Annotated in this window: 11 protein-coding genes and 4 tRNA genes; 14 read left to right on the forward strand and 1 reads right to left on the reverse strand. The window is 31.2% G+C overall.

What is annotated here, in order from left to right; all coding sequences use genetic code 11:
• Positions 1–22: 22 nt before the first annotated feature.
• The 13 genes from KIB46_RS14465 (at position 23) to KIB46_RS14525 (ending at position 13,300) form a co-directional block, all read left to right on the forward strand.
• Positions 23–99 (forward strand) — tRNA-Met (locus KIB46_RS14465).
• A 5-nt stretch (positions 100–104) separates the two neighbouring features.
• Positions 105–193, forward strand: a tRNA-Leu gene (locus tag KIB46_RS14470).
• A 420-nt stretch (positions 194–613) separates the two neighbouring features.
• Entirely contained in the window at positions 614–3,004 is a 2,391-nt protein-coding gene (gene spoIIE / locus KIB46_RS14475) for a stage II sporulation protein E (RefSeq protein ID WP_291672804.1), read from the forward strand.
• A 102-nt stretch (positions 3,005–3,106) separates the two neighbouring features.
• Positions 3,107–4,501, forward strand: a complete 1,395-nt coding sequence (gene tilS / locus KIB46_RS14480; protein ID WP_363290421.1) for a tRNA lysidine(34) synthetase TilS — start codon at positions 3,107–3,109, stop codon at positions 4,499–4,501.
• A gap of 4 nt (positions 4,502–4,505) precedes the next feature.
• Positions 4,506–5,045 carry a hypoxanthine phosphoribosyltransferase gene (gene hpt / locus KIB46_RS14485; RefSeq protein ID WP_027098498.1) on the forward strand — a complete coding sequence of 180 codons (540 nt, stop codon included), beginning with the start codon at positions 4,506–4,508 and terminating at the stop codon, positions 5,043–5,045.
• 73 nt (positions 5,046–5,118) lie between these two features.
• Positions 5,119–6,948, forward strand: coding sequence for an ATP-dependent zinc metalloprotease FtsH (gene ftsH / locus KIB46_RS14490; RefSeq protein ID WP_156558645.1), 1,830 nt, complete (start codon positions 5,119–5,121; stop codon positions 6,946–6,948).
• Positions 6,949–7,147: 199 nt separating this feature from the next.
• Positions 7,148–8,815, forward strand: coding sequence for a formate--tetrahydrofolate ligase (locus tag KIB46_RS14495; RefSeq protein WP_291672813.1), 1,668 nt, complete (start codon positions 7,148–7,150; stop codon positions 8,813–8,815).
• 142 nt (positions 8,816–8,957) lie between these two features.
• Positions 8,958–9,737, forward strand: a complete 780-nt coding sequence (locus KIB46_RS14500; RefSeq protein ID WP_156558646.1) for a type III pantothenate kinase — start codon at positions 8,958–8,960, stop codon at positions 9,735–9,737.
• 5 nt (positions 9,738–9,742) lie between these two features.
• On the forward strand, positions 9,743–10,711 hold the full coding sequence (gene dusB, locus KIB46_RS14505; protein ID WP_156558647.1) for a tRNA dihydrouridine synthase DusB: 969 nt from the start codon (positions 9,743–9,745) through the stop codon (positions 10,709–10,711).
• Between the two features lie 262 nt (positions 10,712–10,973).
• Positions 10,974–11,456, forward strand: coding sequence for a transcription elongation factor GreA (gene greA / locus KIB46_RS14510; RefSeq protein WP_156558648.1), 483 nt, complete (start codon positions 10,974–10,976; stop codon positions 11,454–11,456).
• A gap of 13 nt (positions 11,457–11,469) precedes the next feature.
• Positions 11,470–12,981 (forward strand): lysine--tRNA ligase, encoded by a 1,512-nt coding sequence (gene lysS / locus KIB46_RS14515; RefSeq protein ID WP_156558649.1) that lies wholly within the window; start codon positions 11,470–11,472, stop codon positions 12,979–12,981.
• Between the two features lie 145 nt (positions 12,982–13,126).
• Positions 13,127–13,201, forward strand: a tRNA-Asn gene (locus KIB46_RS14520).
• Between the two features lie 24 nt (positions 13,202–13,225).
• Positions 13,226–13,300: transfer RNA gene (locus tag KIB46_RS14525), tRNA-Asn, on the forward strand.
• 29 nt (positions 13,301–13,329) lie between these two features.
• On the opposite strand, the gene KIB46_RS14530 is transcribed toward KIB46_RS14525, so the two are convergent.
• Positions 13,330–13,833 carry an LURP-one-related family protein gene (locus KIB46_RS14530; protein WP_291672808.1) on the reverse strand — a complete coding sequence of 168 codons (504 nt, stop codon included), beginning with the start codon at positions 13,831–13,833 and terminating at the stop codon, positions 13,330–13,332.
• A gap of 342 nt (positions 13,834–14,175) precedes the next feature.
• Between KIB46_RS14530 and KIB46_RS14535 the strand changes: the two genes are divergently transcribed.
• The gene (locus KIB46_RS14535) at positions 14,176–15,576 is read left to right on the forward strand and encodes a glycine--tRNA ligase (protein ID WP_156558651.1); all 1,401 of its coding nucleotides are present in this window, start codon (positions 14,176–14,178) and stop codon (positions 15,574–15,576) included.
• The last annotated feature ends 159 nt before the right edge of the window (positions 15,577–15,735 follow it).

Genomic DNA, 15,735 nt, shown 5'->3' on the forward strand with positions numbered 1-15,735 from the left:
CCTGCCCCCGCAACCATAACGTGGCGGAATAGCTCAGTTGGCTAGAGCATTCGGTTCATACCCGAAGGGTCGTAGGTTCAAGTCCTATTTCCGCTACCACGTATGCCGAAGTGGCGGAACTGGCAGACGCACAGGACTTAAAATCCTGCGGTGGTTAAACACCGTACCGGTTCGATTCCGGTCTTCGGCACCAAAAAAGATCTAAGATGTTCTTAGGTCTTTTTTTATTTGAGAAATTTTAATATGCGCTTAAAATTTATAATAGTTAAACTATATTATGATTTGTTATATAAAGATTAATTCTATGATATTAGGAATAAAAATATACATATCAACTTCTATCAATAAAATACAAAGATGCTTTATTAATGACAAAATTAAAAAACAGTACAATTCTTTAAGAAATAAGATATAGGCTTGTTTGGTAAGAAATGTTGATGAATAAGCCTAGATTAATAAATTAAGTAAATTGGAGATAAAAAAAAGAAAAGTAAGAATAATAAAGGTAAATGTCCTACGAAAAAATAAAATGAGGTCCAATAAGTGACATATATCGGAAGGGATATGGTGATATAATTTATTTACAATTTGTGTAAATAAGGAGAGGTGACTTATGCAGTATGGACTAAAGGTAGAGAATTATAAAAGGGTGGATGATAAGAAAAGAGTTCTAGTAAATGAAAAAGAAAACATTTTAAGTTATCTGACTATATTATTAGCATCAATTTTAATTAGTAGAGTTACGTTGCTTTTAAATAGAGGGGATATAAGTGGAATGGCTCCATTTGGTATAGCGTTTTTAATATCCATAAGAACTTTAAAAGATATAAAGAAATATTTAATAGCTAGCTTTGGTGTTGCTATTGGGTATATGACTATATTAAATAGTGCTAGTGGAAGATATATAAATGTAATAGTATCCGCAGTGGTTTTATTTGTATATATTACAAGTTATATATTAGAGAAAAGAATAAAAGATAATGAGTTTTTTATAGCTACATTTATAGGTTTTATTATTTGTGGTCTTTTTATAAATAAGTATACATTAGGAGTTAACATAACATTAGCGTTGATAAATACTATAGTTGTGGTTCCTATATCATTTGTTCTTAGGTACGGGATTAAGTGTTTAGAGGAGTTTAAAGATAATTATTTATTTACGATAGAAGAAGTGATTAGTGTTGGAATACTTATATGCTTGATAATTTCTGGTATAGGAAATTTAAGTATATTAAATATTGAAGTAAGAAATATAATATCATATTTATTGGTTTTGGTTATAGCCTATGCTGCTGGAGGGACTTATGGTGCAGCTATGGGTGTAACAATAGGTGTTATAGTTGGATTAAGTTCTGGAGATATGATATTAGGTGTAGCGATGTATAGCTCCATAGGATTAATAGCTGGAGTGTTTAAGGATACTGGAAGAGTATTTTCTTTTTTAGCATATTTTATTATGTATATAGCTCTAGCGCTTTACTCAGATAATTTATATATAACATCAATAGTTGAAGTGATAATTTCAGGAATGATTTATATTTCTATCCCTAAAAAAGTGTATGATAAAATTGAATTAGAGTTAAATTGTGATAGAAAAATTGATAGTATAAATAGTATATCATTAGACGAAATTAGAGAAGAAATGTTTAATAAGGCAAAGCAAGTGAGAATAGCACTTAATTCTGTATCGGAGGTTCTTAAGGTACCTAGGGGAAATACTAATCTTATTTTTAATAAGAAGGGAACAGAATTAACAGAAAATTTGGTAGATAGGGTTTGTGGTGGATGTGTAAGAAGAGAAATATGTTGGAATCGTGAATTTACTTCTACATTTAACTCTTTTCAAACCTTATTGGAAAACTGTGAAGAGAAAAAGATGAGTTTTCCAGGAACTTTAGAGAAAAAGTGTAAAAAGAAGTTTGAGTTAATAAAGGGAGCAGAAAAGATTATTGATAATTCTAAGGGTGAAGAGGTTTTAAAGGGAAAGTTAGAAGAAGGTAGAATGATGATAGCTTCTCATATTGATAATATGTCTAAGTCTGTTGATAAAGTTTTATTAGATCTTAATAAAGAAGTAGAAGTTGATTATGAGATAAAAAAGTTAATTAAGAAGGCTTTCAATAAAGGTTCTATTGAGTATAAAAAAATATTTTGTTATCGTGATGTTGATGGAAGAAGTAAAATTAAGATTACTATGAACAATTGTTATGGTAGTAAGTATTGCTATAAAAAGATTCTGCCTATAATAAATAATGTCATGAGAAAACCCATGACTATATCAGGAGAAGGATGTTGTATAAATCCTAAAGACAATGAGTGTAGTATAATATTTGAAGAAATGCCTAAGTTTTTTGTAAGGTCATATGGTGCTGTAAAGTCCAAAGATGGAGAAGAATACAGTGGAGATTCCTATAGTTTTGGGAAAAGTGTAGGTGGCTCATATGTAACTATACTAAGTGATGGTATGGGATCAGGACCTGATGCTGGAAGAGAAAGTAATGCAACTGTTTCTTTGGTAGAGCAGTTTTTGGAAGCTGGATTGTCTAAAGAAACGGCAGTTGATATGATTAATTCTATAGTTGCTTTGAAGTTTGATGAGGAGGAAAAATTCTCCACACTAGACTTGAATGTTGTAGATTTATATTCTGGAAATGTAGATTTCATAAAGATTGGAGCAGTGGCAAGTTTTATAAAAAGGAATAATTCTGTTGAAATTGTAGAAAGTAATATGCCGCCTTTTGGTTTGTTAGATAGTGTGGATTTAGATGAAGTTAAAACTAATGTAAGTAATGGAGATTTGATTATTACATTAAGTGATGGTGTTTTAGATATAGATAAGAAAAATGTTGGTGTATATAGTTGGATGAAAGAGTTTCTAGAAGGTGCATCAAAAGACCCTAAACAGTTGGCTGAAGATATTATAAATAAGTCTAAAGAATTAAGCGGTGGTATATGTAATGATGATATGACTGTGGTTGTGTCTAAGGTATATTCTATGTACTAATTTTTAAGAGTTAGATAGCGGACTGATAAGGTCTGCTATTTTAATTTTTTAAATATGAAGGTAAAATAGTAGGTATAGTATTTTTTAAAGAGGTATTAATTGATGAATATGGAGAAACGAGTATTAGAATATATATTAGAAAATAAATTGCTACAAGAAAAAGAAAAAGTTGTTGTTGGGGTGTCGGGTGGTCCTGATTCTATATGTTTGTTAGAGGTGTTATATAGGTTACAAAAGCAGTTGGAGATAGAACTTGTTGTAGCTCATATTAATCACATGTTAAGAGGAGAAGAGGCTAATAAAGATGAAAAGTACGTAAATGATTTTTGTGTGGAAAGAGGTATAGAAGTTTACTCCAAGAGAATAAATATAAATGAGTTTGCGAAAAAACAAAGAATGTCAACTGAAACTGCAGGTAGAGAAGCTAGATATCAATTTTTTAGGGAAGTTATGAAAAAAACTAATTCTAATAAAATCGCTACTGCTCATAATGCAAATGATCAAGTTGAAACTATATTAATGAGGATTATGAGAGGAACTGGATTAGAAGGGTTAACAGGAATTCCGGTGAAAAGAGAAAGTATATATATAAGACCAATTTTGTTTTTACAAAGAGAAGAAATAGAATGGTATTGTGAAAAAAACAATTTAAATCCAAGAATTGATAAAAGTAATATGGAACGTGATTATAGTAGAAATAAAATAAGGTTAGATATAATTCCGTATATGAAAGAAAACTTTAATCCGGATGTAGTAACAGTTATAAATAGGATGGCAGATACTTTGAAAGAAGATAATGAGTTGATAGAGAGTGTTATAGATGAGTACTTTTTTAAGTATTGTAAGGTTGAAAAAGACTATATTGTTATAAGAAGTGATATTGCTGTTTGTAAAAGTGTAATAATAAATAGAGTTATTAGGAAGGCTACTTCTATTATAAGTGGAAGTGGATATAATATAGAAGCTAAGCATATTGTTAGTATAAAAAAGCTTTTAAAGCTAGGAACCAATAAACGAGTAGATTTACCAAATAGTTTATATGCAGAGAATGTTTATGGAGATATTTATGTGAGAAAGGTAGAAAGTGAGGAAGGTAAATACTGCGAAGAGGTAGTGATTAATAAAGATCATATAGAAAGTGAATTTAGCTTTGGAGAGTATTCTATTAAGTTTGAAGTTTTAGAAAATGTAAAAAATATAAAGTTTACTGATAATAGTTTCATAAAGTATTTTAATTATGATAAAATTAATGGTAATATTATCATTAGAACCAGAAAAAATGGAGACAAAATTATTCCTCTAGGAATGAATGGTAGGAAGAAAATAAAAGATATATTCATAGATAGTAAGGTTTCAGTGAGTCAACGAGATATAGTGCCTATTATTCAATTTGATGATGAGGTTGCTTGGTTAGTAGGACTAAAGGTATCTAATGAATATAAAGTAACAAAAGATACTAAAAAGTTACTAAAAATAACTGTAATGGAAAGGAATTAAGAGGATGAGGGAAGATGTTAAAGAAATACTATTTAGTGAAGAACAAATTAGTGATAAGGTAAAGGAGCTTGCAAATAGAATTAGTTGCGATTATAAAGATAAGAACTTATTAGTGGTTGGTGTATTAAAAGGATCAGTTTTATATGCAGCTGAATTAATAAAGAATATTACAGTTCCATGTGAAATTGATTTTATGGCTGTATCTAGTTATGGGAACTCTACTGAGACATCAGGTGTTGTTAGAATATTAAAAGATTTAGATCACAGTATAGAAGGAAAAGATATTTTAATAGTAGAGGATATAGTTGATAGTGGAGTAACATTAGATTATTTGTTAAAGTATTTAAAAGCTAGAAAGGCAAATAGTATAAATATAACTACATTGTTAAATAAAGAAGCAAGAAGAAAAGTAGATATTGATGTGAAATATGTTGGGTTTGAAGTCCCTGATGAATTCATAGTTGGATATGGAATAGATTATGCAGAAAAGTATAGGAATCTACCTTTTATAGGAATATTAAAACCAGAGGTATATGAAAGATAGGATATAAATATAATTGTATAAAAAAATAGCGTATGTTAAAATTTAAAATAACTAGAAGAGAGGGGGGCTTTGAATGGCAAACAAAAAGAATTCAAGCTCAGCTTTATGGATAATAGTACTATTTGTTCTGGTATTTGCTGCTTTTACTATTTGGCAAACTAAAGGAACAACTGATAGTATTCCATTTAGCTTATTTCAAGAAAAGTGGAAAAGTAACGAAATTGAGAGTATAGTAATAAGACAGGATAAGATGCAAGTTCAAGGTAAAACTCGAGATAATAAGATATTTACTACTAATGCTCCAGATGAGATGATAAACTCATTATTAAAAGATAGTCCAAGAAGTGATGTTAAAATTGAATATGAAGCTCCATCTAATAATGTAGCATGGTTAAGTATAATACCTGTAGTATTATTGGTGGTTCTGTTTTTAGTATTTTTATTTGTGTTCACACAACAGTCTCAAAGTGGCGGTGGCGGAAGAGGAGTAATGAACTTTGGAAAAAGTAGAGCTAAAATAGCCTCTCCTGATGCTAAAAAAGTAACATTTAAGGATGTTGCAGGTGCCGATGAAGAAAAAGCTGAATTAGAGGAAATTGTTGATTTTCTAAAGCTTCCTGCTAAATATATAGAAATGGGAGCAAGAATTCCTAAGGGAGTGCTACTAGTTGGTCCTCCTGGTACAGGTAAGACATTATTAGCAAAAGCTATAGCTGGGGAGGCTGGAGTTCCGTTCTTTAGCATATCTGGTTCTGATTTTGTTGAAATGTTTGTGGGTGTTGGAGCTTCTAGAGTTAGAGATTTATTCCAAGAAGCTAAAAAGAACGCACCGTGTATTGTGTTCATAGATGAAATTGATGCAGTAGGTAGACAAAGAGGTGCTGGATTAGGTGGCGGCCATGATGAAAGAGAACAAACTTTAAATCAGTTACTTGTTGAAATGGATGGGTTTGGAGTTAATGAAGGAATAATAATGATAGCTGCAACTAATAGACCTGATATTCTAGATCCTGCTCTATTAAGACCAGGAAGATTTGATAGACAAATTGTTGTAGGTGCACCAGATGTAAAGGGAAGAGAAGAAATTTTAAAGGTTCATACAAAGAAAAAACCTCTTAGTGAAGATGTTAATCTTGAAGTATTAGCAAAGAGAACTCCAGGATTTAGTGGTGCTGACCTAGAAAATCTTTCAAATGAAGCAGCTTTACTATCTGTAAGAAGAAGTAAAAAACAAATTGGAATGCTTGAGATGGAAGAAGCTATTACAAGAGTAATAGCTGGACCTGAAAAGAAGAGTAGAGTTATAAGTGAACATGATAGAAAGTTAACTGCTTATCATGAAGCGGGGCATGCTGTTGTCATGAGATTATTGCCTAATGCAGATCCTGTTCATGAAATATCTATAATACCAAGAGGTAGAGCCGGTGGTTATACAATGCATCTTCCGACAGAAGATAGAGCTTATACATCAAAGTCTAGACTTAAAGATGAGATGGTAGGATTATTAGGTGGAAGGGTTGCTGAACATCTGATTTTAGGAGATATAAGTACTGGTGCTAAAAACGATATTGATAGAGCTAGTGATATAGCAAGAAGTATGGTAATGGAATATGGTATGAGTGATAAGATTGGTACTATATCCTATGGGTCAGATCAAAATGAAGTTTTCTTAGGTAGAGATCTAGGAAGAGGAAGAAATTTTAGTGAAGAAATTGGAGCTGAAATTGACAAAGAAATTAAATCCTTAATAGATGAAGCTTATAATAAAGCTGAAACTTTATTGAAAGAAAATATAGAGAAACTTCATGCTGTTGCAGGTGCTTTATTAGAAAAAGAAAAGCTTGAAGGTGAAGAGTTCTTAAGAATATTTGATAATGCTAATAAAACAGATGATTTAGCATAATAAAAAGTGTCGAGTTTATCGGCACTTTTTATGTTGTACGAAAATTAAATTTGTGATGATAATATAAAAATATGAAATAGAAGTATAAATACGAACAATAATTAAAAATATAATACAAATATACGAAAAATATTTCAAAAAAATACAGTCAATGGTATAATCTTAATATGAACTTTGTAATAAGGAGGAAAAAATAGTGTTGAAAAGTGATATTCAAATAGCTCAAGAAGCTAAAATGGAACCTATTATAAAAATTGCAAAAAAATTAAATTTAACAGAAGATGATATAGAGTTATATGGTAAATATAAGTGTAAAATAGGATTAGATGTATTAAATAATAACAAATCTAAAGAAGGGAAATTAGTACTTGTTACAGCAATAAATCCAACACCAGCAGGTGAAGGAAAGTCTACAGTTACAGTGGGCCTTGGTCAAGCGTTGTGTAAAAAAGGGAAAAATGCAGTTATTGCGTTAAGAGAACCTTCTTTAGGTCCTGTTTTTGGTATAAAAGGGGGAGCAGCTGGAGGAGGATATTCTCAAGTTGTTCCTATGGAGGATATAAATTTACATTTTACTGGAGATATGCATGCAATAACAGCAACAAATAACTTATTATGTGCAGCTATAGATAACCATATACATCAAGGAAATCTTTTAAGAATTGATTCCAGAAGAATTGTTTTTAAAAGAGTTATGGATATGAATGATAGGGCACTTAGAAATGTTATTGTGGGGATGGGAGGTAAAGTAAACGGATTTGTAAGAGAAGATGGATTTATGATAACTGTTGCATCAGAAATAATGGCGATTCTTTGCTTAGCTTCTGATTTGAGTGACTTAAAGAAAAGAATGGGTGAGATTGTTGTGGCTTATGATTTAGATGGAAATCCGGTTTATGCTAAACAATTAGAAGTTGAAGGAGCTATGGCATTATTAATGAAGGATGCAATAAAACCTAACTTAGTTCAAACATTAGAAAATACTCCTGCTATAATACACGGAGGACCTTTTGCAAATATTGCTCATGGATGTAATTCAGTCATAGCAACTAAATTGGCGTTAAAGCTTGGTGATATAGTTATTACAGAAGCTGGATTTGGAGCGGACCTAGGTGCAGAAAAGTTTTTGGATATAAAGTGTAGATATGGCGGATTAAATCCAAATTGTGTAGTGGTGGTTGCTACTATCAGAGCTTTAAAACATCATGGTGGTGTTTCAAAAGAGGACTTAAATACGTCTAATGTTGAGGCTCTATCAAAAGGAATAGTTAATTTAGAAAAACAAATTGAAAATATTAATAAGTATAATGTTCCTGTTGTTGTAGCTATAAATAGGTTTTTAACAGATAGTGATGACGAAGTTAAGTTTATAAAAGATTATTGCAACAATATCGGTGTTAAGGTGGCTCTTTCTGATGTTTGGGCCAAAGGAGGAGAAGGTGGATTAGAATTAGCTGATATAGTAGAAGATGTTCTAGAAAATGAAAAGTCTAATTTTAAACCAATATACGAAGTTGAAAAAAGTATAGAAGAGAAAGTGTTAACAATAGCTAAAGAGATATATGGGGCAGATGGAGTTCAATACAGTGCAGCAGCTAAGAGGCAAATAAAAGAACTGGAGAAGTTTGGATTAGATAGACTTCCTATATGTATGGCAAAAACTCAATACTCTTTATCTGATAATCCGGCATTATTGGGTAGACCAAATGGGTTTGATATAAATGTAAAGGAAGTAAAAGTTTCAAATGGTGCAGGGTTTATTGTTGTATTAACAGGGGATGTAATGACAATGCCGGGATTACCAAAAGTTCCTGCTGCAAATAAAATGGATATATTAGAAAATGGAGAGATAGTAGGTTTGTTCTAATGGTAAGTAATGTTTATGGTGTTTTAATATACTTGACAAATTATGTTGGCTTGCTAAAATTATATTGTTAAATTTAAGTTATTTTACTGAAATAAAGGCAGCTTTTAATAGCTGCTTTTAATTATATTAAAGGGGTGCTTTTATGATTTTACTTGTTGATGTTGGTAACACTAATATAGTACTTGGTGTACATAAAGATAATGAGTATATAGCAAGTTGGCGTATTTCAACTGATCCTAATAAAACATCAGATGAATACGGAATACAAGTTATGCAATTATTTTCCCAAAATAATTTAGATGCAAAAGAAGTTAAGGGGATAATTATATCATCAGTTGTTCCTAATATTATGCATTCTTTAGAGAATATGATACGAAAGTGTTTTTCTATTGAACCTATAATAGTAGGTCCTGGAATAAAGACTGGAATAAATATAAAATATGATAATCCTAAAGAGGTTGGGGCAGATAGAATAGTAAATGCTGTTGCAGCATGTGAAAGATATAAAAGGCCTGTTATAATAATAGATTTTGGTACTGCAACAACTTTTTGTGCATTAACAAGGAGTGGAGACTACTTAGGCGGATGCATTGTGCCTGGAATAAGGATATCATCTGATGCTTTATTTGAAAGAGCTGCTAAGTTACCTAGAGTTGAGTTGGAGTTGCCAGAACAACTAATTTGCAAAAATACTATTTCTAGTATGCAAGCAGGTATATTATATGGATATATTGGTCAAGTTGAATATATAGTATCTAAAATAAAAAATGAAATGATGAGAAAAAATAGCGAGGAACCATATGTAATTGCAACAGGTGGTTTAGCTAAGTTGATATTTAAAGAAACTGATGCAATAGATGAAGTAGATGATGATTTAACATTAGAAGGTTTAAAAATACTATATTATAAAAATAAGGAGTAATTAAGATGAAGATAAGTAATCTGGTCTTTGATAACAATGTATTTTTAGCACCTATGGCCGGAGTTACTGATATTTCCTTTAGGGGATTATGCAAAGAAATGGGCTGTGGATTAGTAACAACAGAAATGGTTAGTGCGAAAGCATTACACTATGGAAGTGAAAACACACAAAGTCTTTTAAGAATAGCAGAAGAGGAAAAACCCGTAGCTGCACAAATTTTTGGTAGAGATCCAGAGATAATGGCAGAGGTTGTTGAAAAATATTTTAATAATAGAAACGATATTTGTATTATAGATGTAAATATGGGATGTCCAGCACCAAAAATAACTAAAAATGGTGAAGGGTCGGCTTTGATGAAGGAACCTGAATTAGCAGCTGAAATAATAAGATCTTTGAAAAAAGTATCCAATAAACCAGTTACGGCTAAGTTTAGAATGGGTTACGATGAAACTTGTATAAATGCAGTGGAGTTTGCTAAAAGGTTAGAAGAGGCTGGAGTTGATTCAGTAACTGTTCATGGAAGAACTAAGAAGCAAATGTATGAAGGTAAGGCTAATTGGGATGTCATAAGACAAGTAAAAGAAGCTGTTTCTATACCTGTGTTAGGAAATGGTGATGTATTTACAGCAGAAGATGCATTAAAGCTAAAAGAGGTTTCTAATTGTGATGGGATAGTTGTAGCAAGAGGTGCAATGGGAAATCCGTGGATATTTAAGCAAATACAAAGAAAGCTTAAAGGTGAAGATGATTTGATAATCACACATAGTGATAGAATTGAAATGTGCTTAAGACATTATGAACTTGCAATAAAATATGATGGAGAATATAAGGCTGTAAGAGAGATGAGAAAACATGCATCTTGGTATATTAAAGGTCTGCCAGGTTGTACGGATATAAAAAATCATATGAATACATTAGATAATAGTGAAGAAGTGATTGAAATATTAAGAAAATATAGGGATCAGTTATCATAAACTTATTTATAAAAATATAAATTTAGAAAATAGGAATTAAATTTATATAAAATGATATAATATTTAAACAGATATTGTTTAAATATTAGGGTATTAATCGTAACATTTAGGTTATATAATGTTATTATATAACTTAAGTGGTAAATGTGAGGTACCCTTAATTATCATTTATTGACATATTATATTGGCTGATTTATAATATGTTAAATACTTTTAGGAATTAATAAAACCAACCTGTCAGGTTGATAAAGGGGAGTATAATATGAGTGAAACTAAAAAATTTCTTATGACTTATGAAGGTGTAAAAAAGCTAGAAGATGAATTAGAATATTTAAAAACAGTAAAAAGAAAAGAAATAACTGAAAAAATAAAAGTGGCTTTAGGATACGGAGACTTAAGTGAAAACTCTGAATATGACGAAGCTAAAAATGAGCAAGCTTTTACAGAAGGAAGAATTCTTCAATTAGAAAATATGTTAAAGAATGCTGAAGTTGTTGATGAGTCAGAAATACCAACAGATACTGTTTCTGTAGGTTCAATAGTAAAGGTAAAAGATTATGATTTTGATGAAGAAGTTGAGTACACTATAGTTGGTTCGGCTGAAGCAGATCCGATGAACTTTAAAATATCTAATGAATCACCAGTTGGAAAAGGGTTAATTGGTAAAAAAGTTGGGGATATTGTAGAGGTTAATGTACCAGATGGAGTTTCAAAATTTGAGGTACTTGATATAAGAAGAGCATAACGGAGGGATGTAAATGTCAACTGAGGAAATGAATATTCAAGAATTAGAATCTCAGTTCAGTGAACAAGAAAGATTAAGAAGAGAGAAGCTAGCTGAATTAAAGAGTGAAGGAAAGGACCCATTTGATGTATATAAGGTTGATAGAACTCATACATCAGAGCAAGTAAAGTCTAACTTCGAAAAATTAGAAGGTAAGGAAGTTACTGTAGCAGGTAGAATAATGTCTAAGAGGGGACAAGGGAAGGTTGTTTTCTCTGATATACATGATAGAGACGGAAAGATCCAATTATTCATTAAGATTGATGAAGTTGGGGAAGAACAGTTAAAATCATATAAAACATTTGACTTAGGAGATATGGTAGAAGCTACAGGAGAAGTTTTTAAAACTAGAACTGAAGAAATATCTGTAAAAGTTAAGAGTTTTCAATTAATTTGTAAGTCTTTAAAGCCATTACCAGAAAAGTGGCATGGATTAAAAGACCCAGATTTAAGATATAGACAAAGAGAAGTAGATCTTATAACTAACCCAGAAGTAAAGGATACTTTTATTAAGAGAAGTCAAATTATAAGGGGGATAAGAGAGTTCTTAGACAATAGAGGTTTTTTAGAAGTTGAAACACCAATACTATCTCCTATAGCAGGTGGAGCAGCAGCTAGACCATTTATAACACATCATAATACATTAGATATTGATATGTATCTTAGAATTGCTACTGAGCTTTATTTAAAGAGACTTATTGTTGGTGGATTTGAAAAAGTTTATGATATGGGTAAGAACTTTAGAAATGAAGGTATGTCTGTAAGACATAACCCTGAATTTACTATGATAGAGTTATATGAAGCTTATTCTGATTATAATGATATGATGGAAATTATGGAAAACTTAGCGGCATATGTTTGTGAAAAAGTAAATGGTACAACTAAGGTTATGTACCAAGGAACAGAAATAGACTTTAAGCCACCATGGAGAAGAATAACTATGGTTGATGCTGTTAAGGAATATGCAGGAATAGATTTTAATTCTATTGCATCTGATGAAGAGGCACAAGCTATTGCAAAGGAAAAGCATTTAGAATTCCCTAAGCCATTAAACACTGTAACAAAGGGTGAAGTGTTAAATGCGCTTTATGAAGAGTTTGCTGAGCAACACATGATACAACCTACATTTGTTATGGATTATCCAGTAGAGATTTCACCTCTTACAAAGAAAAAGAGAGGAAATGAAATGTTTACTGAAAGATTTGAAGGATTTGTATTTGGAAGAGAAATCTGTAATGCATATTCTGAATTAAATGATCCAATAGTTCAAAGAGAAAGATTTGAACAACAAGCTAAAGAAAGAGAGCTTGGAGATGATGAAGCTTATATGATTGATGAAGAATTTATGAGCGCTTTAGAAACAGGTATGCCTCCAACTGGTGGATTAGGATTTGGAGTTGATAGATTAATAATGTTCTTAACTGATTCACCATCAATAAGAGACGTATTATTATTCCCTACAATGAAACCACAAACAAATAATTAACATAAAAAAGGAGTTAATTTGATTAACTCCTTTTTCTATCTTTAAAATGCTCTGTTTTTTTCGTGAATGCTATTATATTTAAAGTTTTTAAAAAAAAGTGTTGCATTTATAGATAAAGCTGATATAATATCTAATGTAATGACGTTCCGCGATAGCTCAATGGTGGAGCACTCGGCTGTTAACCGATAGGCTGGAGGTTCGAGTCCTCTTCGCGGAGCCAATTTTATCGTCATTATACTGATATTCCGCGATAGCTCAATGGTGGAGCACTCGGCTGTTAACCGATAGGCTGGAGGTTCGAGTCCTCTTCGCGGAGCCAAAGAAAAGCGATGAATAGTCATCGCTTTTTTATTTTTCTTTTTTGTCGTCTTTATCATCTTTGTTATGGCATATCATATCTATTATTACAGCGCATGCTAAAATTAATGCGTGATCATTAAAGTCTGTTATATCAATTATATATTTGTCTCTTATAGAAATAAGTTTTTTATAAACTTTACCTATCTCATTTCCATTAAGTTTGAATGTATAATCGTAATCAATAAAATTTCCTTTTACTTTTATGGTTCCATATGGTGTTTCAATCTCAAACTTATCTCTAATAATATTTATTAAATCTTTTTTTAGAGTTGCATATACGTCTCTGTCTTTTTCAATAACGTATGTTTCTTTTAATCGTAATAGTTTTTTCTTGATTTTAAATATTTTGTTGTCATTTGAATCGGAAAAGTATAATTTTTCTCCTATAGTTAAAATTTTGCCATCTATCTTGAAAACCTTATCCTTGTTTTCATCTAATATAGTGAAGTCGTCGCCAATAGATATAAGTCTTTGACTTAAGATGTATTTCATAAAAAACCTCCTTATGTTCTTTTATATAATTATTATATAAAAAAATACATATAAAATATATATGATATACCTTTGGTATTGACATATAGAACTCTTTTGATAAAATGAATATATAATTAAATAGGCATGTTGATAGAGAAAAGTAGTATGATGCTTTATTTTAGAGAGGTGATGTTTGGTGAGAATCACTATGGGTGTTTTATGAAAGGAACTCTTGAGTGCGAGGTTATGAAAGTAGGGCTTATTGCCAAGAAGGGTGGAACCGCGGAAAATGTTTTTTCGTCCCTTTATGGTTGATATAGCTTTTTTTATTTACAAAAAAATAAATTAGGAGGTATAAACATGACAGTAGAAAAGACTATGGAAAAAATAGTTTCTTTATGTAAAAGTAGAGGGTTCATATTCCCAGGCTCAGAAATATACGGAGGATTAGCAAATTCGTGGGATTATGGTCCATTAGGCGTAGAGTTTAAAAATAATGTAAAGAAAGCTTGGTGGAAGAAGTTTATACAAGAAAGTCCATATAATGTTGGAGTTGATTGCGCTATATTAATGAATAAAGAAGTATGGGTGGCATCAGGGCATGTTGGTGGATTTTCAGATCCATTAATGGATTGTAAAGAGTGTAAAGCTAGATTTAGAGCAGATAAGTTAGTTGAAGATCATATGACAGAACAAGGGGTAGAGGTAGCATCTGCAGATGGTTGGTCAAATGAGCAATTAAAAGAATATATAGAAAAGAACAATATAGTATGTCCTAAGTGCGGAAAGTTAAATTATACTGATATCAGAAAGTTTAATTTAATGTTTAAAACTTTCGCTGGAGTTACTGAAGATGCAAAAAATGAAATATACTTAAGACCTGAAACAGCTCAAGGTATTTTTGTTAACTTTAAGTCTGTTCAAAGAACTTCAAGAAAGAAAGTGCCATTTGGTATAGGACAAATAGGTAAATCCTTCAGAAATGAAATTACTCCAGGTAACTTTACTTTCAGAACAAGAGAATTCGAACAAATGGAATTAGAATTCTTCTGTAAGCCGGGAACAGATTTAGAATGGTTTGAATATTGGAGAGAGTACTGTTGGAAGTTCTTATTAAACTTAGGTATAAAAGAAGAATATATAAGAATGAGAGATCATGCACAAGAAGAATTATCATTTTATTCTAAAGCTACTTCTGATATAGAATACTTATTCCCATTTGGATGGGGTGAATTATGGGGAATAGCAGATAGAACTGACTATGATTTAAAGAAACATCAAGAACATTCAGGTCAAGATATGTCCTATTTAGACCCTCAAACAAATGAGAAATATGTACCTTATGTTATAGAACCATCATTAGGTGCAGATAGAGTTGCTTTAGCCTTCTTAGTTGACGCTTATGATGAAGAAGATTTATCAACTGAAGATAAGCAAGATTCAAGAGTTGTAATGCACTTCCATCCAGCGTTAGCTCCATTTAAAGCAGCTATATTACCTTTATCAAAGAAGCTTTCTGATAAAGCTCTAGAAGTTTATGGAGAGTTAAGTAAGTACTTTAATGTTGATTTTGATGAAGCAGGAAGTATAGGAAAGAGATATAGAAGACAAGATGAAATAGGTACACCATATTGTATAACTGTAGACTTTGATACATTAGAAGATGGTGCTGTAACTGTAAGAGATAGAGATAGCATGGAACAAGAAAGAATCAAGATAAGCGATTTACAAAGTTATATAGCAAAAAGTTTAGAGTTTTAATTTAAGGTGGAGTTATTATATAACTCCACTTTTTATATGTGCGCCTAGCATGGGCGTACACTCAATGTCGTCAACTTAAGAAAAAATAAAAATTAAATATAAAAGATACTTGACAATAGATAGGAAATTTGCAGCCTCGCTATAGACAAATAAATTTAT

Source organism: Clostridium sp. (genome assembly GCF_018372875.1).
GTDB lineage: Bacteria > Bacillota > Clostridia > Clostridiales > Clostridiaceae > Clostridium.